General features: G+C 46.4%; 20 protein-coding genes. 14 read left to right on the top strand and 6 right to left on the bottom strand.

The annotated features are described in order from the left end of the window. Nucleotides 1-4 precede the first annotated feature (4 nt). Genes glcF through proC form a run of 3 tightly spaced genes read left to right on the top strand, consistent with a single transcriptional unit; the run spans nucleotide 5 to nucleotide 2,870 of the window. Nucleotides 5-1,282 (top strand): glycolate oxidase subunit GlcF, encoded by a 1,278-nt coding sequence (gene glcF, locus VC188_RS01305; RefSeq protein WP_323482778.1) that lies wholly within the window; start codon nucleotides 5-7, stop codon nucleotides 1,280-1,282. Next, nucleotides 1,279-2,004, top strand: a complete 726-nt coding sequence (locus VC188_RS01300) for a YggS family pyridoxal phosphate-dependent enzyme (protein WP_323482777.1) — start codon at nucleotides 1,279-1,281, stop codon at nucleotides 2,002-2,004. The genes glcF and VC188_RS01300 overlap by 4 nt, the downstream gene beginning before the upstream one ends. After that, nucleotides 2,001-2,870: a pyrroline-5-carboxylate reductase gene (gene proC / locus VC188_RS01295; RefSeq protein WP_323482776.1), complete on the top strand. Its 870-nt coding sequence runs from the start codon at nucleotides 2,001-2,003 to the stop codon at nucleotides 2,868-2,870. Before VC188_RS01300 ends, proC begins: the two co-directional genes overlap by 4 nt. Here the strand turns inward: proC and ubiA are convergent. Together ubiA and recG are read right to left on the bottom strand one after the other, a co-directional pair. Then, a complete protein-coding gene (gene ubiA, locus VC188_RS01290) occupies nucleotides 2,867-3,730 on the bottom strand; it encodes a 4-hydroxybenzoate octaprenyltransferase (RefSeq protein ID WP_323482775.1) in 864 nt (287 codons plus the stop codon). The two genes, proC and ubiA, sit on opposite strands and share 4 nt — an antisense overlap. Nucleotides 3,731-3,740: 10 nt before the next feature. Beyond that, entirely contained in the window at nucleotides 3,741-5,828 is a 2,088-nt protein-coding gene (gene recG, locus VC188_RS01285) for an ATP-dependent DNA helicase RecG (RefSeq protein ID WP_323482774.1), read from the bottom strand. A gap of 30 nt (nucleotides 5,829-5,858) precedes the next feature. Here recG and queA point away from each other — a divergent pair, with 30 nt between their 5' ends. The 5 genes from queA to secF all read left to right on the top strand — a co-directional run bounded on the left by queA (nucleotide 5,859) and on the right by secF (nucleotide 11,383). After that, nucleotides 5,859-6,905: a tRNA preQ1(34) S-adenosylmethionine ribosyltransferase-isomerase QueA gene (gene queA, locus VC188_RS01280; RefSeq protein WP_323482773.1), complete on the top strand. Its 1,047-nt coding sequence runs from the start codon at nucleotides 5,859-5,861 to the stop codon at nucleotides 6,903-6,905. Continuing rightward, nucleotides 6,902-8,059 carry a tRNA guanosine(34) transglycosylase Tgt gene (gene tgt, locus VC188_RS01275; RefSeq protein WP_215320953.1) on the top strand — a complete coding sequence of 386 codons (1,158 nt, stop codon included), beginning with the start codon at nucleotides 6,902-6,904 and terminating at the stop codon, nucleotides 8,057-8,059. Before queA ends, tgt begins: the two co-directional genes overlap by 4 nt. A 134-nt stretch (nucleotides 8,060-8,193) precedes the next feature. After that, nucleotides 8,194-8,520: a preprotein translocase subunit YajC gene (yajC, locus tag VC188_RS01270; RefSeq protein ID WP_215320955.1), complete on the top strand. Its 327-nt coding sequence runs from the start codon at nucleotides 8,194-8,196 to the stop codon at nucleotides 8,518-8,520. Nucleotides 8,521-8,545: 25 nt separating this feature from the next. Next, the gene (secD, locus tag VC188_RS01265; RefSeq protein WP_323482772.1) at nucleotides 8,546-10,405 is read left to right on the top strand and encodes a protein translocase subunit SecD; all 1,860 of its coding nucleotides are present in this window, start codon (nucleotides 8,546-8,548) and stop codon (nucleotides 10,403-10,405) included. Between the two features lie 3 nt (nucleotides 10,406-10,408). Further along, nucleotides 10,409-11,383 carry a protein translocase subunit SecF gene (gene secF, locus VC188_RS01260; protein ID WP_323482771.1) on the top strand — a complete coding sequence of 325 codons (975 nt, stop codon included), beginning with the start codon at nucleotides 10,409-10,411 and terminating at the stop codon, nucleotides 11,381-11,383. A gap of 21 nt (nucleotides 11,384-11,404) precedes the next feature. Here the strand turns inward: secF and VC188_RS01255 are convergent, their stop codons facing one another. After that, nucleotides 11,405-12,754 (bottom strand): 3-deoxy-D-manno-octulosonic acid transferase, encoded by a 1,350-nt coding sequence (locus tag VC188_RS01255; RefSeq protein ID WP_323482770.1) that lies wholly within the window; start codon nucleotides 12,752-12,754, stop codon nucleotides 11,405-11,407. Beyond that, nucleotides 12,751-14,130: an adenylosuccinate lyase gene (gene purB, locus VC188_RS01250; protein ID WP_216120359.1), complete on the bottom strand. Its 1,380-nt coding sequence runs from the start codon at nucleotides 14,128-14,130 to the stop codon at nucleotides 12,751-12,753. The genes VC188_RS01255 and purB overlap by 4 nt, the downstream gene beginning before the upstream one ends. A gap of 95 nt (nucleotides 14,131-14,225) precedes the next feature. On the opposite strand from purB, the gene VC188_RS01245 reads away from it, so the two are divergent. Next, nucleotides 14,226-14,840 (top strand): glutathione S-transferase N-terminal domain-containing protein, encoded by a 615-nt coding sequence (locus tag VC188_RS01245; RefSeq protein ID WP_323482769.1) that lies wholly within the window; start codon nucleotides 14,226-14,228, stop codon nucleotides 14,838-14,840. Between the two features lie 75 nt (nucleotides 14,841-14,915). Here the strand turns inward: VC188_RS01245 and mnmA are convergent, their stop codons facing one another. Then, entirely contained in the window at nucleotides 14,916-16,028 is a 1,113-nt protein-coding gene (gene mnmA / locus VC188_RS01240) for a tRNA 2-thiouridine(34) synthase MnmA (protein ID WP_323482768.1), read from the bottom strand. Nucleotides 16,029-16,205: 177 nt separating this feature from the next. Between mnmA and VC188_RS01235 the strand changes: the two genes are divergently transcribed. The 4 genes from VC188_RS01235 (at nucleotide 16,206) to VC188_RS01220 (ending at nucleotide 19,995) form a co-directional block, all read left to right on the top strand. Then, entirely contained in the window at nucleotides 16,206-17,336 is a 1,131-nt protein-coding gene (locus VC188_RS01235) for a Re/Si-specific NAD(P)(+) transhydrogenase subunit alpha (RefSeq protein WP_215320967.1), read from the top strand. Nucleotides 17,337-17,361: 25 nt separating this feature from the next. Beyond that, on the top strand, nucleotides 17,362-17,700 hold the full coding sequence (locus VC188_RS01230) for a proton-translocating transhydrogenase family protein (protein WP_011903634.1): 339 nt from the start codon (nucleotides 17,362-17,364) through the stop codon (nucleotides 17,698-17,700). 33 nt (nucleotides 17,701-17,733) lie between these two features. Continuing rightward, complete coding sequence (locus VC188_RS01225; protein WP_215320968.1) at nucleotides 17,734-19,101, top strand: NAD(P)(+) transhydrogenase (Re/Si-specific) subunit beta; 1,368 nt, start codon at nucleotides 17,734-17,736, stop codon at nucleotides 19,099-19,101. 102 nt (nucleotides 19,102-19,203) lie between these two features. Then, entirely contained in the window at nucleotides 19,204-19,995 is a 792-nt protein-coding gene (locus VC188_RS01220) for a hypothetical protein (protein WP_323482767.1), read from the top strand. A gap of 10 nt (nucleotides 19,996-20,005) precedes the next feature. Here VC188_RS01220 and VC188_RS01215 read toward each other — a convergent pair whose 3' ends face one another. After that, entirely contained in the window at nucleotides 20,006-20,773 is a 768-nt protein-coding gene (locus VC188_RS01215) for a hypothetical protein (RefSeq protein ID WP_323482766.1), read from the bottom strand. 197 nt (nucleotides 20,774-20,970) lie between these two features. Between VC188_RS01215 and VC188_RS01210 the strand changes: the two genes are divergently transcribed. Then, on the top strand, nucleotides 20,971-21,978 hold the full coding sequence (locus VC188_RS01210) for a tripartite tricarboxylate transporter substrate binding protein (protein ID WP_323482765.1): 1,008 nt from the start codon (nucleotides 20,971-20,973) through the stop codon (nucleotides 21,976-21,978). Nucleotides 21,979-22,031: the final 53 nt, after the last annotated feature.

Here is a 22,031-nt window from a genome sequence, read left to right as displayed (position 1 = left end):
TTCTATGCAAACTCAACTCGCTCCTCAATTTGCCAACACGCCGGAAGGTATCGAGGCAGCCCGCATTCTGGGCAAATGTGTTCACTGTGGTTTTTGTACGGCTACCTGCCCTACCTATCAAATACTGGGCGATGAGTTAGATGGGCCTCGCGGACGCATCTATCTGATTAAGCAGATCGCAGAAGGGCAGGCACCCACTGAAAAGACTCGTCTGCATTTAGATCGCTGTTTAACCTGTCGCAATTGCGAGAGCACCTGCCCTAGTGGTGTTCAATACGGCAACTTAATAGACATTGGTCGCAAGTGGGCAGAAGAAAATACGCCTGAGCGCCCAATCGGCCAACGCTTGACCCGTTGGGCCCTAAAAGAAGGTTTAACTAAGCCCGCTTTATTTAATACAGCAATGACTCTAGGTCGTTTAGTGCGCCCATTGATGCCAAGCGGTATCAAACGCAAGATCCCACTGACTGTAAATAAAGCATTGGCTAATTCCACTGATGCTTATGCAAGACCTACTGCAGCCCATCAGCGCAAAATGGTTTTGCTAGAGGGTTGTGTTCAGCCTGGCATGCTGCCGAATATCAATTCAGCAACAGCGCGCGTGCTTAACGCGTTAAAGATTCAAATGATTAGTGCGCCCAATGCCACTTGCTGCGGAGCACTACGCTATCACCTCAATGATCAAGCTGGCGGTTTAGATAATGCCAAGCAAAATATTGATGCATGGTGGCCTTTGGTTGAAAGTGGTGTTGAAGCCATTGTCATGACTGCATCTGGTTGTGGTGTGATGGTGAAGGACTATGGACATCTATTTGCAAATGATCCCATTTACGCAGCCAAAGCGAAAAAGATTTCAGATCTGACCAAAGATATTTCTGAAATACTACCTTCCCTACAAAATGAGCTGGTGCAGCTGGTAGGTACAGATCCAAAAGCAGGCGTCGTATATCACCCGCCTTGCACCTTGCAACACGGCCAACAAATTCGCGGCAAGGTTGAGGGATTACTTTCTAGTATCGGTATTGGCGTGCGTTTATGCGCTGACAGCCATCTTTGCTGCGGATCTGCAGGCACTTACTCCGTTACTCAACCAGAGCTCTCTGAGCAACTTCGTAAAAACAAGTTAACTCACTTAAACGCTGCCTGCGAGGAATCTGGTGCAGAGGTTATTGTTTCTGGAAACATTGGCTGCATCACCCATCTGCAGCAAGAAGATACCCCAGTTGTGCATTGGATTGAAATCGTAGATCAATTACTTAGCAAATCTTCTAAGGCCTCATGAATTCCATTGTTGTTAATCTGATGCAAGTCAGAGCGAGGATTGAACTTGCTGCCCTTGCAGCAAAGCGTGAGCCGGAAGATATTGAACTTTTAGCCGTTAGCAAAACCTTTCCAGCTTCTGCAGTTGAAGAAGCTATGCATGCTGGTCAATCAGCCTTTGGTGAAAACTATGTGCAAGAGGCCGTTGAAAAAATTGAGAAGCTAGCCAAATTACGCCCTTGGTTGAACTGGCATTTCATTGGGCCTTTGCAGAGCAATAAAACCAGAGAAGTAGCCCAACACTTTGATTGGGTTCATAGTGTGGACCGCCTCAAAATAGCAGAACGCCTTTCCGCCCAACGCGGCGAGTTTCCAGATTTACCGCCATTGATGGTTTGCGTACAAATCAATGTTAGCGAGGAAGAGAGCAAAAGCGGCATTTCCCTGGTTGAAGTTGAAGAGCTCTGTAACGCTATTACCTCCCTGCCAAACGTAGTTCTGCGGGGCTTGATGGCTATTCCCGCACCTAATCCAGACCCCGTCTTGCAACGCCAGGCTTTTGCAGCCGTACAAGATTGTTTCAAGCGCATACAGGCCAGCCATTTCACTGAACTTGGTTACCAGTTCTTTGACACCCTTTCGATGGGTATGTCCGATGATTTAGAGGCCGCTATCGCTGAAGGCAGCACTGTAGTTCGCGTTGGTACAGCCATTTTCGGGAAGCGCGATAAGATTAACAAATGAGCACAAACAAAATCGCACAAAACAATAGCAATGCACACATCACCTTTATTGGTGGTGGTAATATGGGGCGCGCCCTCATTAGCGGCCTTCTTGCTAATGGATTCGAATCCAATCAAATCTCTGTTGTAGAAGCAAATGCCACAACCGCCCTCAAGCTACACGAAGATTTTGGCGCTCAAGGCATTAGTGCTTTAGAACATATCGCTTTTGACTTCTCTAAAAATAATGTGCTTGTGATGGCGATCAAACCCCAAGACTTCAATGTCGTTGCCAAAGGTTTGGCAACTAAACTTAAGCATGCTAGCGCTCCCGGCCCACTTATTCTGAGCATCGCGGCCGGCATTCGCCTAAAAGATATGAGTCGCTGGCTTGATCACACACGCTGTGTGCGCGCTATGCCAAATACTCCAGCCTTAATTGGCAAAGGGATTACCGGTCTTTTTGCAGATGCCGCTGTAGATCAATCTGATCGTGCCTTAGCTGAAACCATTTGTAATGCGGTAGGTCAAACCGTTTGGGTAAATGAAGAAAAATTGATGGATGCAGTAACTGCTGTTTCTGGTAGTGGCCCAGCCTATGTCTTTGCATTTTTAGAAGCAATGCAATCTGCTGGAGAGAAGCTCGGTCTTGACTCAGAGACAGCGCGCAAGCTGGCTTATGCCACTCTTGAAGGTGCTACACAGCTCGCCCATAACTCTGATGAGCACGCTGGTGTTCTCCGCGAGAGAGTCACTTCCAAAGGTGGAACCACTGCTGCTGCTCTAGATGTCATGAAACAACAAGGTTGGTATGAAATTTTAGAAAAAGCGATTGATGCAGCCAGTCAGCGCGGTAAAACGATGGGCGATGAACTCGGCCAGAGTTAGTTAATACCTAAACCCAGCACAATTCCCAGAAATAAAAATCCGCCTAACCAGTTGTTATGGCGGAATGCTTTAAAGCAATTGTCTCTATTGCGAGTTGCAACTAACTTCAAGTGATAAATCGCACAAGCCAATGCTGCGAACCAACCCACTAAAAAATAATTGCTTAAGTTAGCCAATTGCGCCACCCATAACTGACTCAGAAAAAGCATCCCGTAGCTTATTGCTATAGCGACGACATCATACTGACCAAAAGTAATGGCCGATGTTCTCAACCCTAGGCGCAGATCATCGTCGCGATCAACCATGGCATAAGCGGTGTCATAAGCAATTGCCCAAAAGATGTTCCCAATAAATAAGAACCAAGCCTCTAGGGGAATGAAATCCAAAATAGCCGCATACGCCATCGGAATACCAAAGCCAAAGGCAATACCCAAGACAGCTTGGGGTATGGCAAAAAAGCGTTTTGTAAAGGGATAGACGAAGGCTACTAGCAAAGCAAGCACGGATAGTTGCTTTGTAAATACATTCAGGGGCTGAATGAGTAAAAACGCAATCAAGGCCAATACTCCAGCCACAGCTACAGCCTCTTTACCCGAGATTTTTCCACTCGTGACTGGGCGGCCTTGGGTCCGTTTAACATGCCGATCAAAATCACGATCAGCATAGTCGTTGATTGCGCAGCCCGCACTGCGCATCAAAAATGTGCCAACAGTAAAGATCAGCAAAATAGATAAATCAGGCACGCCACTGCTTGCCAACCAAAGAGCCCAGAGCGTAGGCCATAACAGTAATAGCGTGCCAATCGGCTTATCTAGCCTGATTAGGTACCCGTAAGAAATAAAACGATCTTTTAAATTCATAAAGTAATTATCAAGCTTTCAGAAATTCTGCTCGAGATCCGAGCCAGCGTTCTAAATGACGCTCTACCAAATCCGCATGCTCAGCGAGTAAGCGCTCAGCCGCCTGTTGAGCCAACTCAATTAACCAGGCATCGCGTTGCAAATCAACAAAGCGCAACATCGCATCCCCAGATTGCTTCGCACCCAATAATTCGCCCGGACCACGCAGAGATAAATCTCGCTCAGCAATCACAAAACCATCTGAGGTCTCACGCAGTGTTTGCAAACGCTCCTTAGCAGCCATTGAGAGCGGCTCGGCATACATCAAAATACAAACAGAATCTGCAGACCCCCTGCCTACGCGCCCACGCAATTGATGAATCTGGGCATAACCAAAACGCTCAGCATGCTCAATCACCATTAACGCCGCATTAGGTACGTCTACCCCAACCTCAATTACCGTAGTAGCCACTAAAAGCTGAATCTCATTTGCCTTGAAGGCAGCCATGACTGCCGCTTTTTCTTCTGCTTTTAATCTGCCATGCACTAAGCCAACCTTAAAGTCAGGTAAAGCCTGAGTCAGTTGCTCGAAGCTCTCAACTGCTGTTTGCAATTGCAGTACTTCAGATTCTTCAATCAGAGGGCAAACCCAGTACGCTTGCAAGTCCTTGGATAACCAACTTTGCAAACCACCGATCACCTCATCACGGCGGCCGGCTTTAACTACCTTGGTAGCAATCGGTTTTCGACCAGGAGGCAATTCATCGATGACAGAGACATCTAAGTCAGCATAGTAGGTCATCGCTAAAGTGCGTGGTATTGGTGTCGCAGACATCATTAATTGATGGCAGTAAAACAATTCCGACCCAACGCGCTGCTGAATCTCTAAACGCTGCCTCACTCCGAAGCGATGTTGCTCATCAATCACTGCGAGGCCAAGTTTGGCAAAGCTCACGTTTTCTTGAATAAGAGCATGCGTACCAATAATGAGTTGGGCTTGCCCATTTTCGATTACCTCTTGTGCCAATCTTTTTTCTTTGGCTTTCAGACTCCCTGACAGCCAAGCGATTCGTACCCCTAAAGGCTCAAACCATTCCTTCATTTTGAGATAGTGTTGCTCAGCCAATATTTCCGTAGGCGCCATGATGGCAGCTTGATAGCCATGATCCATTGCCCGCGCTGCAGCCAAGGCCGCTACTACAGTCTTGCCGCTACCTACGTCCCCTTGTAAAAGGCGATTCATCGGGAATGATTGAGAAAGGTCATGACTCATTTCAGACCAAACACGATCTTGAGCATTAGTTAATTTAAAAGGCAATACTTTCAGCAAGCCCGCTTCAAAGCTTTGCCGCTCTTTCTTGCCCTTACTCTCATCTTTATTTTTTACAAAACTAGGTGCATGCCGCTCCCGACGAATCGCATGCGCACGCTTTAACGAAATTTGCTGAGCAAGGAGTTCCTCAAACTGCACTCGACGCCAAGCAGGATGAGTACGCTCTAGCAATGCCTGAGTATTGGCATCGGCAGGCGGTTGATGTAAATAGATAATCGCCTCTTGCAAGTTTGGCCAATCATGACTAGGCAGTAGCTCTGCCATCAGCTCTTTGGGCAAGAACTCAGCCAGACTATCTTGCAGGCTTGGGTCACGTAAGGCTTGTGACACTGCTTTACGAATAATGGTTTGCGAGACTCCAACACTTGCTGGATAAACTGGAGTCAAACTAGCAGGTAAAGGTGTATCTGGAGCGACAGCTCTCACCGTAGGGTGCACCATCTCTGGACCCTGAAAACCTTCACGCACTTCACCGCGGACTCGAATATTGACCCCGACAGCCATTTGTTTTTGCTGGCTAGGGTAGAAGTTCAGGAAGCGTAGATTTAAGGTTTCAGTCTCATCCTCGATGGTCACCACCATCTGCCTTCTGGGCCTAAATAAGACCTGATTGCGAATAACTACACCCTGGGTCTGGGCTGAGTTAAATCTACCCTGATGTATGGCCTCCTCGATCGTGAGCAGCTCGGTCTCATCCTCATAACGGGATGGCAAGTGCAAAGCAAGGGCCATAGGGCTGTCTAAACCCATCTTTTGGAGTGTACTTGGCGCTTGTTTAGTAGTCATCGTTAAAATCTAATACCTGATGGTAATGCTATGCAACTCTCCGACTTTAATTACGAACTCCCACCCGAACTAATCGCCCAACATCCTTTGGCGAATAGAACCGATAGCCGCCTCTTAGAGGTCAAGGCTGATGGGCCAAATCACGTCCAATTGGTAGATCGACAGTTTAAGGACATTCTGAGCATTGTTCAGCCCGGGGACTTATTAGTCTTTAATGACACCAAGGTTATTCCTGCGCGCTTACACGGCAAAAAGGAGACTGGCGGGAACGTGGAGCTGCTCATTGAACGCATTAGCGGCGAAAAGCAGGCCTGGGTTCAAATTAGAGCCTCCAAGGTACCTAAGACTGGAACCACTGTTCATATTCACAATCAGGCTGGCGAAACCTTTCCTGTAGAGATGATTGGGTATGACGGACGTTTTTATGAGGTTCGCTTTCCGGAAAATGTATTTTCCTTGCTTGAACGTTTTGGTGAGCTCCCATTACCGCCCTACATTGAGCATCAACCTGATGGAGAAGACGCGCAGCGTTATCAAACAGTCGTCGCCAAAAATCCAGGGGCGGTAGCTGCCCCAACAGCAGGCCTACATTTTGATGAATCTATCTTGCAAGAACTTAAGAAATTAGGCATTCAACAAGCAGCTGTCACACTACATGTGGGGGCAGGAACATTTACGCCCGTGCGCGAAGAAGATCTTTCAAAACATAAGATGCACTACGAATGGTTCTCCATTCCCAATGAGACATTAGAAGCTATTGAGGCCACCAAGAAAAATGGTGGCAGAGTTGTTGCGGTAGGCACTACCAGTCTGCGCGCACTCGAGAGCCAGGCTGCTAGCGGGCAAAGTAGCGGCGAGACCAATCTCTTTATTACCCCAGGCTACCAATTTAAAACTGTAGATTGTTTGCTTACCAACTTTCATCTGCCAAAATCTACCTTATTAATGTTGGTCAGTGCTTTTGCGGGAATGGAAAACATTCGCGCCGCTTATCAACATTCCATTCATCAGAAGTATCGTTTCTTCAGCTATGGAGATGCGATGTTTCTTTGTCGACTCGAGAATCCACAGTTATGACCAAACCTGTTCACTTCAACATATTGGCGCGCGACTCGCAAAGCCCAGCTCGTCTTGGTCAACTCGACCTTCCGCATGGTAGCGTGCAAACGCCCATCTTTATGCCTGTGGGAACGTATGGCACCGTCAAAGCAATGACGCCGCGTGACTTGAATGAGGCCAAAGCCCAAATTATTTTAGGTAACACTTTTCATCTCTGGTTAAGGCCAGGATTAGATGTCATTAAAAAACATGGTGGCTTGCATCGTTTTATGGGTTGGGACAAACCGATCCTCACTGACTCTGGCGGCTTTCAGGTATTTAGTTTGGGCGCGCTGCGCAAGATCTCTGAAGAGGGCGTGACCTTTGCATCTCCAATCAATGGCGACAAATTATTTATGTCTCCAGAAGTGTCAATGGAAATTCAGGCGGTGCTCAATAGCGATATCGCGATGCAGTTTGATGAATGCACTCCTTATGAAATCAAAGGTCAACCTACCTCGGAAAAAACAGCCCGTGCATCGCTAGAAATGTCTTTGCGCTGGGGTGATCGCTCCATTAAGCGTTTTCGCGAACTAAATACAGGCAACGGACTCTTTGGCATCGTTCAAGGCGGCATGTTCGAGAATCTTCGTGAATTTTCTTTGGATGCCGTAAGTCAGCAAGGTTTTGATGGGATTGCTATTGGCGGCTTATCAGTGGGAGAGCCTAAACCCGAGTTTGAGCGGATTCTGAATTTCACTGCCCCTAAATTGCCAGAACATATGCCTCATTACCTAATGGGCGTTGGTACTCCAGAAGATCTAATGTTGGGCGTTAGCCTAGGTATTGATATGTTTGATTGCGTGATGCCAACCCGTAACGCCCGCAATGGCTGGCTTTTCACTCGCTTTGGCGACCTTAAACTACGAAATTCTGGGTATAAGGACGATGATCGCCCAGTAGACCCAACCTGTGCCTGCTATACCTGCCAAAACTTCACTAGATCCTACTTAAATCACCTTCAAAAGGCGAATGAGATCCTAGGGTCTCAGCTAAACACCATCCATAACCTGTCCTACTACCTCCAGCTGATGACAGAGGTCCGTGAGGCTCTCAGCAAAGACCGCTTTAGCGCATATCGTGAGGAATTTCATAGCAATCGCCAGCGTGGTGTTGAGCCTGGACAGGACTAATAGCCCTACAGGGGGCAAAACCCCCTGTAAATCACCTCCAAAGCCCCACACAGTTTAGAATTGCGGGTTACGGCCACCGGTTTAAAGGTCGAAAAATATCGCAGTTTTTAATTGGTAATTAACGGAGGTTTTGTATGTGGATTAGTAACGCTTTTGCCCAAGCTCCTGCAGCGGGCGCAGATTCCAGTGGCTTGATGAGCTTTCTCCCTTTAATTTTGATGTTTGCAGTTTTGTACTTCATCATGATTCGCCCACAAATGAAGCGTCAAAAAGAAACTAAGGCAATGCTCGAGTCATTAGGCGTTGGTGATGAGGTTGTTACTGTTGGCGGCATCATGGGCAAAGTAACAGCATTGAAAGACCAAGTGGTTACCGTTGAAATTTCTGCTGGCACTGAAGTGCACATGCAAAAAGGTGCCATCACTACAGTATTGCCAAAAGGCACTCTGAAGTCTGCTTAATTTATTTGTTTAAAAGTATCTCAATATGAATCGCTACCCTCTCTGGAAATATCTAGTCATTGCCGCTGCATTACTGATCGGCGGACTATATTCATTACCCAATTTCTATGGTGAGGCTCCAGCGGTTCAAGTCTCGTCTGCCAAGCCAACCATCAAGGTTGATTTGGCAACGCAGGCTCGTGTCGAAAAAATTCTGACGGAAGCCAACATTAGTAACACCGGTCTCTTCTTCGAAGTCGCTGGCAATGTAGGCTCTATCAAAGTTCGCTTCAATAACACTGACATTCAGTTGCGCGCACGTGATCTCTTGCAACAGAAATTAAATGTTGATCAAAATGATCCCAACTACACCGTTGCCTTAAACCTGCTATCCAATACACCGGGCTGGTTAAGTGCAATCAACGCATTACCAATGCCACTAGGTCTTGATTTGCGTGGCGGCGTCTATTTCCTCTTGCAAGTGGATATGAAGGGCGCAGTCCAGAAAAAAGTGACTTCCTTGGCAGGCGATATTCGCAGTCAATTACGTGACAAGAGCATTCGCCATCAAGGTATTGAGCGTGGCGCTGATTCCATATCGATCAATTTCGCCAATGTCGAAGATGCTGAACAGGCACGCTCATTGCTAACAACGGCACAACCTGAACTAATTTGGCTTATTAAATCAAATGGCTCGTTACCTAAGCTAGTAGGTGAATTTAAACCATCCGCCCTTAAAGCCATTCAAGATAACGCCGTTAAGCAAAATATCATTACCCTGAATAAGCGTGTGAACGAATTGGCGGTTAAAGAACCAGTGATTCAACAACAAGGTGCTGAGCGCATTGTGGTGCAGTTACCTGGCGTACAGGATACTGCTCGTGCCAAAGACATCATCGGTCGTACAGCAACTCTAGAGTCTCGCTTAGCTGACCCCTTGGCGTCTACCATCGGCTTAGGCGAAACTCCTCCTCCAGGCATGGATACTTTCCGCTTTGGTGAAAATCGCTTGGGTGTATTTAAAAAATCAGTGATCTTCAGTGGAGATCGTATTACGGATGCTAGCGCTGGCTTTGACCAAAACCAACGTCCTGCTGTAAACATCTCCCTAGATGCTGCTGGTGGTCGCGTTATGCAGGAAGTGACTCGCGAAAATATCGGTAAGCCGATGGGCATGATCTTGTTTGAAAAAGGTAAAGGTGAAGTACTCACAATCGCTACCATTCAAAGTGAGTTTGGCTCTAAGTTCCAAATCACTGGTCAACCAACTACCGAGAGCGCTAATGACTTAGCGCTGCTCTTGCGCGCTGGATCATTAGCAGCACCAATGGAAATCATTGAAGAACGTACTATTGGACCAAGCCTTGGAGCAGAAAATATTGAGAAGGGCTTTAAGTCGCTCTTGATCGGGTTTACTGCGATCGCGATTTTTATGATGGTCTACTACTTGCTGTTTGGCACTTTCTCCGTTGTCGCTTTAGCGGTGAACTTGTTCTTACTCATCTCAGTGCTATCGATGCTGCAAGCCACACTCACTTTGCCGGGCATCGCTGCAATGGCCTTAGCTCTGGGTATGGCGATTGACTCCAACGTGTTAATTAACGAGCGTATTCGTGAAGAATTACGTAACGGAGCTTCACCACAAACAGCCATTTCTGTCGGCTTCGACAAAGCCTGGGCAACGATTCTGGACTCTAACGTAACGACTTTGATTGCTGGTCTAGCCTTATTGGCATTTGGATCAGGCCCCATCAAAGGCTTCGCAGTAGTTCACTGTTTAGGTATTCTGACTTCAATGTTCTCGGCTGTCTTCTTCTCACGTGGCCTTGTTAACCTCTGGTACGGCAGACATAAGAAGATTCAAAAACTCGCTATCGGCCAAGTTTGGCGTCCACAGGAGAAATAAGTCATGGAATTTTTCCGGATCAAAAAAGATATTCCCTTTATGCGCCATGCATTGGTGCTTAATGCGATTTCTTTAGTTACTTTTTTAGCTGCAGTCTTTTTCCTCTGGCATAACGGCCTGCATCTCTCCATCGAATTTACTGGTGGAACGGTGATGGAAGTCAGCTATCCACAAACTGCACCCTTGGACTCTATTCGTACCAAGGTTGATAAGTTGGGCTATGCAGATACTCAGATTCAGAACTTTGGTAGCTCACGCGATGTCATGATTCGCCTACCATTGCAAAAAGATGCTGAAGGTAAATTGATTTCTTCTGCTGATCAGAGCACGGCAGTAATGCAAGCGCTTGAACCAGCAACGACTGGCGTGAAATTGCAACGTGTTGAGTTTGTTGGTCCACAGGTGGGTCAAGAGTTGGCCATTGACGGCTTAAAAGCACTCATCTTTGTAATCATTGGCATCGTGGTGTATCTATCCTTCCGCTTTGAGTGGAAGTTTGCGCTTGCCGGCATCATTGCGAATTTACATGACGTTGTCATCATCCTGGGCTTCTTTGCCTTCTTCCAATGGGAGTTCTCCCTCTCAGTATTGGCAGCCGTTCTTGCGGTTCTGGGCTATTCAGTAAATGAATCTGTGGTGATCTTTGACCGTATTCGTGAGAACTTCCGTAAATATCGCAAGATGAATACCCGTGAAATCATTGATAACGCAATTACAAGCACTATCAGCCGTACCGTAATCACTCACGGCAGTACTGAGATGATGGTCCTGGCAATGTTAGTCTTTGGAGGCCCAACACTCTTCTACTTTGCACTAGCACTGACCATTGGTATTTTGTTTGGTATCTACTCTTCAGTCTTCGTTGCTGCGGCATTGGCCATGTGGCTTGGTGTTACACGCGAAGATTTAGTGAAGGGCGATAAAAAGCCGGATGATGATGCCCGCAAAGATGATCCCAACTACGGGGCACGGGTCTAACTTAGACTTTTTAGTTCAGCGTTAGTTTTGTTGATTAAGGGCAGCTAAGATTCTGTTAGTTGCACCTTGATGCTCTGTTGAATAAGACTTAGCGGCCGCACTCATCTTTGCTAACTCATTAGCATTTAGAAGCAACTCTTTCAAAGCTTCCATTAAGGCTATTGGCTCCGTTAAAAGCAATTCGCCATGAATGCGTTTAGCAGCACCACTATTAATCGCATCTAAGGCAGCCTGTTGAAAGTTATAGGTATGCTCACCCAAAAGAACAGGACAGCCAGCTGCACAAGCCTCAATCAAGTTTTGACCTCCAAAGGGCAGCAAGCTTCCGCCCATTAGCACTAAGTCAGAAGCGCTGTAATACATCGGCATCTCACCCATGGAGTCACCTAGAACAACATCCAATCCAGCGCACTCACTTGGAGTACCAGACCACTCGCTACGACGGCGAAACTTGAAACTAGCATTGTTAATTTGATCTGCTACTTCTGCGAAGCGCTCGGGATGGCGCGGGACAAAACAAAGTAATGGAGGAGTTGCAAATGCATTGCTTAAGAGCAAATCTTTCCAAGCCTTCAGAATGATGGCCTCCTCTCCATCGCGCGTGCTCGCTGCACAAACCATCAAGCGATTTCCAGCATGTAGCTCCCTCTGCCATTCTTTACCCTCAGCAAGCAATTTCGGATCGAGTGGAACATCAAATTTCAGATTGCCGGTAATAACAATATTTTTAACGCCTAGGCTACGGTAACGCCCAGCATCAAACTCAGTCTGTGCCAGGATTCCTGTAAAGGCCTGAAATAATGCGCGCCCCGCTTCACCAAATCGATTAACACGTCGGGCACTTCTCTCGGAAAGGCGAGCATTCATTAGAAATAGGGGTAAGCCAATTTCTTTGCAACGAAAGACCACAGTCGGCCACGCCTCGGTTTCCATGAAAAGGCCCAGCTTTGGTTTAAAGGTCTGCAAGAAATGCTCCACAGCCCAACATATGTCATAAGGCAAATAGACTTGTCGAATTTGCCCAGCAGCAATCTCTTTAGCAAATAACTGCTTGCCAGTACGGCGGCCATTCAAAGTCATGTGGGTGAGCAAAATAGATTCGCCCTTAGCTAAATAAGCCTCAATCAAAGGTTGTGCAGCGCGCGTCTCACCAACTGATACCGCATGAATCCAAATAGAGCCTTGAGAAATAGGCTTGCTGTAGCCAAAGCCCAATCGCTCAGGAATGTGATGAAGATAGGAGAAGGCATGACGTGCACGCCAAGCTAGACGTATAAATGCTAATGGCAATAAGAGGTGCCATAGCAATTGATAAGCAGCAAACCAGATCCGGGGACGCGCCCCGTATTCTGAATTGGGAGTCAAGCTCACTTTTTGAGACGTTCGGTCAACTCGACCGCCTTACCTAAGTAAGAAGATGGTGTCATCTCCAACAAGCGTACTTTTGCATCCTCAGGAATCTTCAAACCACGAATAAAGGTTTGCAGATCTGCTTGATTAATCCCTTTGCCACGAGTCAATTCTTTTAACTGCTCATAGGGATTCTCGATACCATAACGGCGCATCACAGTTTGTACCGGCTCAGCCAATACTTCCCAACATGCGTCTAAATCAGCAGCGATTGCAGCATGATTTACCTCTAACTTACCAAGGCCGCGCAAGGCGCTGTCATAAGCCAATACGCTATGGCCAAATGCAGGACCTAGATTGCGCAAGACAGTAGAGTCAGTCAAGTCACGTTGCCAACGAGAGATTGGTAATTTTTCTGCAAGGTGACGCAGCAATGCGTTGGCAACACCCAAGTTACCTTCAGAGTTTTCAAAATCAATCGGGTTCACTTTATGCGGCATCGTAGATGAACCGATCTCACCTGCTTTAGTGCGCTGCTTAAAGTAGCCAACCGAGATGTAAGCCCAGAAGTCGCGATCCATATCCAAAAGAATCGTATTAGCACGAGCGATCGCATCAAAGAGCTGAGCCATACCATCGTGTGGCTCAATTTGAATGGTGTAAGGATTGAACGTTAAACCTAGACGCTTCTCAACCACACTCTTGGAAAAATTTTCCCAATCAAAATCAGGATAGGCTGACATGTGAGCATTGTAATTACCCACTGCGCCATTCATCTTGCCCAGCAAAGGAGCGGCAGCGATAGACTCGATCGCGCGCTCTAAACGCTTGGCAATATTGGCAATCTCTTTACCCAAAGTGCTTGGTGAAGCTGGCTGGCCATGAGTGCGAGAGAGCAAAGGCACTTTAGCGTTCTCAATCGCGAGATCAGTCAGTACTGAGAGTACTTTTCTGAGTTGAGGCAATAGAACCTCATCACGTGCACCGCGCAACATTAAACCGTGAGAAGTATTGTTAATATCTTCTGATGTACAGGCAAAGTGAATAAACTCACTTGCTTTCAACAAATCTGGTCGTCCAGCAACCTTTTCTTTTAAGAAATATTCAACTGCTTTTACGTCGTGGTTCGTTACCGCTTCGATATCTTTAATACGCTGAGCATCTGCATCTGAAAAGTTTTCTGGGAGCGAAAGCAAAAAAGCTTCGTCAGCAGCATTAATTTTTGGAACATCAGGCAAGCCGGCAGCAGCCAAAGCTAAGAGCCAATGAATTTCCACAAAAACACGCTGACGCATAAAAGCGGCTTCGGAAAGCCAGGGGCGTAAGGCATCCAGTTTTCCGGCATAACGGCCATCTAGGGGTGAAAGGGCATTGAGGGTTGAAAGCGGCTGACTCACGAATATTGCCTTTGCATTGAATATGTCAATAAAAGCTGATTTTAATGCGTTCCGGCGTACAGCAAAGCCCAAATAGGATGGCTATACTTGAGCCCATGAAACTTATCGGATCCCTTACTAGCCCCTATGTGCGTAAAGTACGCATTGTTTTTAACGAGAAAAAGGTTGATGTTGACCTCGAATTAGAGAATGTATGGGCTGCAGACACCAAAATAGCCCTTAACAACCCCCTAGGGAAGGTTCCTTGCCTTATGGCTGACGATGGAGAGGCCATTTACGACTCCCGCGTCATTGCCGAATATGCCGACGGCCTCAGCCCAGTAAGCAAGCTCATTCCTGCCGATAACCGTGAGCGTGCCGCAGTAAAAACCTGGGAAGCACTAGCAGACGGAATTGTCGATGCGAGTATTTTGGCTCGTCTAGAACTCACATGGCGCCCAACCGAACAACAGAGCCAGGCATGGGTAGATCGTCAAATGAGCAAAATTGATGTGGGGCTGCGTCACATGTCCGAGCAACTGGGTGGAAATGCCTGGTGTCATGGCAATCAACTTACATTGGCAGATATCGCCGTAGGTTGCGCAATCGGATATTTATTATTTCGCTTTCCGGAAGTGAAATGGCAAACCCAGTATCCAAATTTAGATCGCCTGTATCAAAAATTATTACAGCGACCTTCCTTTATTGAAACTGAACCACCGGCCGCCTAATTCACTTACCGCTTAATTAAAAAATGCCAATCAAAACTGATTGGCATTTTTGTATCCGCTGCTTGCTGATTAAAATTATGAAGAAATAATTCCACCACCTAAACAAACGTCTCCGTCATAAAGAACAGCGGATTGTCCAGGTGTAACAGCCCACTGCGCTTCTGGAAAACTCAAGTCAAAACTCAGCGCTTCATTACCAGAACTCAATATACAAGCAGAATCTGCTTGCCGATAACGAGTCTTAGCAGAATAACTTCCAGGTGTTGGTACCACACCAGAAACCCAACTGGCATCCATGGCAGAAAGCTGATTAGCCAATAGCCACGGGTGTTCGTGGCCTTGGGCTACATACAGGGTGTTATTAGGAATATCCTTGCGCGCTACATACCAAGCGTCACCATTGCCATCTTGACTACCACCCAAACCAATACCTTTGCGCTGACCTAAGGTGAAGAAGGCTAAGCCCATATGCTCGCCAACTGTTTTACCTTCTGGGGTTTTTATCGGGCCAGGTACGCGCGGTAAATAACGATTTAAGAATTCTCTAAAAGGACGTTCACCAATAAAGCAAATACCGGTGGAGTCTTTCTTTTTAGCATTGTGCAAACCAATTTTCTCTGCAATTTTTCTGACTTCCGTTTTTGGAATTTCTCCAAGCGGGAACATCACGTTTGCCAATTGTTGCTGCGTTAAGCGATGTAAGAAATAACTTTGGTCCTTACTGGCATCGACAGCTTTCAACAACTGTACTCTGCCACCTTCATGACGCACGCGCGCATAGTGCCCTGTTGCAATCGCATCCGCACCGAAACTCATGGCGTGATCTAAGAAAGCTTTGAACTTAATTTCGGCATTACATAAAACATCAGGATTGGGTGTTCGCCCTGCAGCGTACTCGCGCAAGAAATCAGCAAATACGCGCTCACGGTATTCAGCAGCAAAATTGACTGCTTCGACGTCTATTCCGATCAAATCGGCGACTGAAACCACATCGAGCCAGTCTTGACGAGCAGAACAGTACTCGTCGTTATCGTCATCCTCCCAATTTTTCATAAAAAGGCCAATAACTTCAAAGCCTTGCTCTTTGAGCATCCAGGCAGCCACCGACGAATCTACCCCACCAGACATGCCAATAACGACTTTCTTGGGCTGGGAGGATGGGATTGAGGAAGAATTGAGCGGGATCATCAAAAAATGCGAGAATTCAATATAAGCTTACAGACCATATTGTAGAAGTCTTAGCCTGATTTCACAGAATTTCGGGCAAAAACCAAGCAAAAGGACTTAGGGGTAAGTAAATAGGCGCAATTAGCCCTATTTAACTAAAATAGATTTTTTATAAATTTTTGCTTTTGGAGACATGCCATGCGCATAGGAGTGCCACTGGAAACAAGGCCCGGGGAAACTCGAGTAGCCGCCACACCAGAAACCGTTAAAAAATTAATTGGTCAAGGTCATACCGTCGTTATTCAAAAAGACGCCGGGGTAAAAGCCAGTCAACCTGACTCTGCATTCGAGGCTGTCGGCGCAACCATTGGCAGCGCTGCAGATGCATTCGGTGCTGAGATTGTGCTCAAAGTACGTGCGCCTGAGGCGGCTGAACTCAAGCAAATTAAATCCGGTGCCGTGCTCTTAGGCATGCTCGATCCGTTTGATAACGACATGATTGCAGCCATGGCTGCGCAAGGCGTTACTGCATTCTCTTTAGAGGCTGCACCACGCACAACGCGCGCACAAAGCATGGACGTTTTATCTTCACAGGCAAATATTGCTGGTTATAAAGCAGTATTGGTTGCCGCAAATGAATACCAACGCTTCATGCCAATGCTGATGACTGCTGCAGGAACTGTTAAAGCAGCTCGCATACTAATCTTGGGCGCTGGTGTTGCAGGCTTACAAGCAATCGCTACAGCAAAACGTCTTGGCGCTGTGATTGAAGCATCTGATGTTCGTCCAGCCGCTAAAGAACAAATTGAATCATTGGGCGCCAAGTTTGTTGACGTTCCTTACGAAACTGATGAAGAGCGTGAGATTGCAAAAGGCGTTGGTGGCTATGCCCGCCCAATGCCTGAGGCCTGGATGAAGCGTCAAGCGGCCTTGGTTGCAGAGCGTGCGCAACAAGCTGACATCGTGATCACAACCGCATTGATTCCTGGACGTAAACCTCCAGTCCTATTACATAGCGACACTGTTGCCAATATGAAGCCAGGCTCGATCGTGATTGATTTGGCCGCTGGCAAAGGTGATAACGGTTCAGGTAACTGCCCGTTAACGCAAGCAGACAAAGTAATTGATGTAAATGGCGTGAAAATTGTTGGCTACACCAACTTAGCTAGCATGGTTGCCGCAGATGCTTCTGCACTGTACTCACGTAACTTACTCGATTTCATGAAACTCATTGTGGATAAAGAAGCCAATTTAGTTATCCCAAGTGATGATGACATCGTTACTGCTTGCTTAATGTGTCGTGATGGCCAAGCCGTCCGCAAAAACTAATAGTAAAAAATACTAAGGAAATACTATGGATCTCGCTGCCTTTCAAAGCATCCTCACCGTTCAAAACATTACCGTGTTTGTATTGGCCATCTTTGTTGGCTATCACGTCGTTTGGAATGTTACGCCAGCATTGCATACGCCTTTAATGGCGGTGACCAATGCCATCTCCGGCATCATCATTGTTGGCGCATTGCTCCAAACTGAAGTTATCGGTGGCGATGAAATCACCCTCACCAGCATTATTGGTGCAGTAGCGGTATTCCTCGCGTCTATCAATATTTTTGGTGGCTTTATGGTCACCCGTCGCATGCTTGAAATGTTCAAGAAAAAAGCTCCCAAAGCTGATGCGGCTGGAACCAAATAAACCTAGAACAAGACCTATATAGAGACCAAAACTATGTCAAACATAACCGCTATTTCTTATCTCATTTCATCGGTGTTGTTCATCCTCGCTTTGCGTGGCTTGTCTTCACCAACCACTTCACGTCAAGGCAACACCTTCGGCATGATTGGTATGTTGTTAGCAGTCATCACCACTTTCTTCATTCCTGATTTCAAACCAGTCATCTCTTTGATCGGCGTTGCCATTGTTGGTGGCGCGATTATTGGAACCATTGCCGCTAAGCGCGTGCAAATGACTAAGATGCCTGAGTTGGTTGCTTTGATGCACTCCTTCGTAGGTTTGTCAGCTGTGTTAATTGCGATCGCTGCTGTATTTAATCCAGCGCATGACCATACTGGTGCACAGAAGATTGAGCTCTTCATCGGCGCATTCATTGGTGCTATTACCTTCACTGCATCCGTGATTGCATTCGGCAAGCTATCTGGCAAGGTCAGTGGTAAGCCAGTGACTTTTGCTGGTCAACATTTGCTGAACTTGATTTTGGCTATTTCGATGGTTGGTGCCGGCGTTGCTTATTACATGGGTGACAGCCACGCAGCCTTCTTGGCAATGTGTGCCATTGCCTTGATATTGGGCGTAACCTTAATCATCCCTATCGGCGGTGCTGATATGCCGGTGGTTGTATCCATGCTGAACAGCTATTCAGGTTGGGCAGCGGCCGGTATTGGCTTCACCTTAAACAACCCAGTATTGATTATTGCGGGTGCTTGCGTAGGCTCATCTGGTGCGATTCTGTCTTACATCATGTGTAAGGCGATGAACCGCTCCATCCTGGCTGTATTGCTTGGCGGCTTTGGTGCTGAAGCTGCTGCAGGCGGTGGCGATGATGGCGGCCCTAAGAACTACAAAACAGGATCGCCTGAAGATGCGGCTTTCCTCATGGAAAATGCTGACACTGTGATCATTGTTCCAGGTTATGGCTTGGCAGTGGCTCGCGCTCAACATGCATTGAAAGAATTGACTGAAAAGTTGACTCATCATGGTGTGACAGTGAAGTATGCGATTCACCCAGTAGCAGGTCGTATGCCCGGTCATATGAATGTACTCTTGGCCGAAGCTGAAGTTCCATACGACCAAGTATTTGAGATGGAAGATATCAATAGCGACTTTGGTCAGGCTGATGTTGTATTGGTGCTTGGTGCAAATGACGTGGTAAACCCTGCTGCACGTACGCCAGGTAGCCCAATTTTTGGTATGCCAATCTTGGAAGCATTTAAAGCTAAAACCATCATCGTGAACAAACGTTCGATGGCGGCTGGATATGCCGGCCTAGATAATGAACTCTTCTACATGGATAAAACCATGATGGTCTTCGGTGATGCGAAGAAGGTAGTTGAAGAGATGGTTAAGGCTGTTGAGTAAGTCAACCCTTCAGGTCATTAAATAATTAACCGCCTTCGGGCGGTTTTTTATTACACTAAACAAACTTATCAATATAGCCACACCACCTTACGAGAGCTTGGTATGAATTATTTTCTTGGGAATCACCTCGGCATTGTTAAATATGTGCCCCTCATATTTTTTTCATCCATCCTGACATTCTTATTGATAGGTTGGCTATATGGCAGATATCGGGCTCGCACTTCCGAACATGTTGTTGTCCGCGATTCATTGGCAACAGCAATTTTTGGGCTTTCAGCGCTAGTGCTTGGCTTTACTTTCTCAAATGCTGCCGATCACTTTGATACTCGAATGCGTGTCATACGTGATCAGGCAAATAGTGCGAAGCAAGTCTACCAATCTAGCAGTTACCTAAACCCTAAAGATCAGGCTATTGTTAAAGATACATTACAGCAAATGATTACCTTGAGAATTTCTGTATACGAAGACATCAAAACATTTGATGATCTCGACGGCAAGCTCGATGCCATGGGAAAACTATTAAACAAGTTAAATAAAGAAATTAATGAGTCAATACCTCGCGCACCAGCTAGTACCAAGGATTTAGCCAATACCGTTTTAAGACCCCAGCTCACTCACCTTTTAGACATTTACCAAGAGGGGATACTCAATGCAAAACACCATCCCCCTGCAATTATTGAACGCTTTTTATTTGCTCTACTCTCAATAGGGGCCTTGCTAAGCGGCTACTCGATGGCAGTTAAGAAAGAGGAGGACTGGTTCCTGACGGCCCTGTACTTAGGTTTGATGGGATTTGCACTGTACGTGATTTTTTCTTTGGAATTTCCACATCAACTACAGAGCTCGGAATACATTAATGCCGACTTTTTGAGACTTCAAAAGGCTTGGCAGTAACATCACAACACTACCTTCTCTGGTAGCTATTGGATAAATTGTCCTGCAGTACATAGGCAATGCCATTGGCTACCAAAGAAAGCTCTTGATCGAGTACTCGGCTGCGGTAAGTCCAACCAGCAGGTAATTTCAACTGCTCGCCCAATACTGGAAGATCTTTCATATTGAGAGCAGGATTAACGATTTGTGAATAAGATTGCATCACATACACGTCACCTCCAGGGGAGGTGAGTTCATATACAGCGCTACCAACTCTATAAATGAAATTAGTAGTACGAGAAATTTCATTGGGGGTGTATTGTTTGCTACCCATCAATTGCTTGAGCAAGCTCAACTGGATAGTTGCCCGTAAATTCATCTCTATACCATCAAAGGATTCTTTGACGTCATTGACAGTGCTGCCTGCCGCCTGTATTTCATCCATCGTCCAATAACGAGGGCCATTTAACAGGACAAAGGACGCATCAAATTTTTTAGAAATAGAGTCTTTAGTTAACTCTTTCCACTGGGCTTCAGGGCAAAGATTAAGTCCTTGCGTATTAAATACCTTTACTTCCAAATTAAGCCAAGCTCGCTTGCCCACCAGAACTTCGCAATAACGCTGATTACGCAGATTTGAGACACTTTTCTGAAATGCTGGCTGAGAGTCGACTGACTGGGCGATTGAAGCCCCACAAAGGAAGGTGGAGCTCAGAAAGAGCAAACCCATTGAAATAAGGGGGGTTGCTTGATTGCGACTAGTCATTTTGACGCCCGCTCCAGAGGTAATATTGGTCATAGCTTACTCCTATAAATGCAAAACGCCTGGTCTTTTGAAACAGGTGCTCTTATTTCTACAGCCACCAGTAGCAGATTAATCCTTAGTCCTTCAGTTATGCAAAAAGGGCTGTTAAGTAAGACTTAAGAGCTAGCTACTTTAGAAAAGTACCTTCGGGTGGCTTTTTCGCTAAGATACGACATAGAAGCGTCGACAGAATGCTTCATCACTTAATAAGTCGAGACAATATGCAATTCAAACCAACATTTACTGCTTTTCTCATCTCAATCTGCTCAATTTTTTGGGTAGGATCAGCCAGTTCACAAAGCAACTATCCCAACCGAACTATTCAAACCATCATGCCGCTTCAAGCAGGAAGTGGCGTTGACATCTTGATGCGCCCAGTTGCGCAAAAAATGGGTGAAAGCCTGGGTCAAGCAATCACAATAGAAAATATTCCCGGGGGTGCGGGTTTGATTGGCGCAGCTAAGGTTGCACAAAGTCCTGCTGATGGATATGTCTTAGGGGCTTTTAATGACAGCATCCTAACGATGGTACCCAATCTATACAAAAAGATTGATTACGATCCGATTCAAAGTTTTTCTCCAATATCTGAAGTAGCTGCAATTACTTTTGTGCTGGTTGCCAACCCTGCATTTCCTGGGAATACCGCAGCAGACCTAGTGCGCATTGCTAAAGAAAGGCCTGGTAAGATTGACTACGCATCTGGGGGCAATGGTTCGCCACAGCATATTGGCATGGAAATCTTCCGCCAATACACCGGTGCCCCAATCGTTCATATTCCTTATCGTGGAGCTGCTGCTGCAGTCACTGACGTCATGGCTGGCCAAGTACCAGTGATGATCAGCGCTTTATCAGTTGTACTGCCCCATATTCGCGCTGGGAAGCTGAAGGCATTGGGGGTGGCGAGCAAAACACGATCTCCGTTGCTACCCAATACTCCAACAATTAGTGAGAGTGTGAAAGGTTATGAATTCTCAACCTGGGGCGCTCTACTAGCACCCAAAGGCACTTCACCAGCAATTATTGAAAAACTCAATGAGTCTTTAGCAACTGCGCTAAGAGATCCAAAGCTGCGTGAACAACTGATTCAGCAAGGCTTTGAATTTGTCCCTCTTGGCCCAGATCATTTAAAAGAAATGATTGCGCAGGGATTGGTAAGGATGAGAAAAGTGATTAAGGATGGCGGTATACAGCCCGACTAATTCGAGAAGAGCAACAAATAAAAAACGCCTGGTCTTTTGAACCAGGCGCTCTT

Source organism: Polynucleobacter sp. MG-28-Ekke-A2 (genome assembly GCF_035012985.1).
GTDB lineage: Bacteria > Pseudomonadota > Gammaproteobacteria > Burkholderiales > Burkholderiaceae > Polynucleobacter.
Note: the sequence above shows the minus strand (reverse complement) of the source record. Positions and strands in the feature narration are given on the sequence as shown.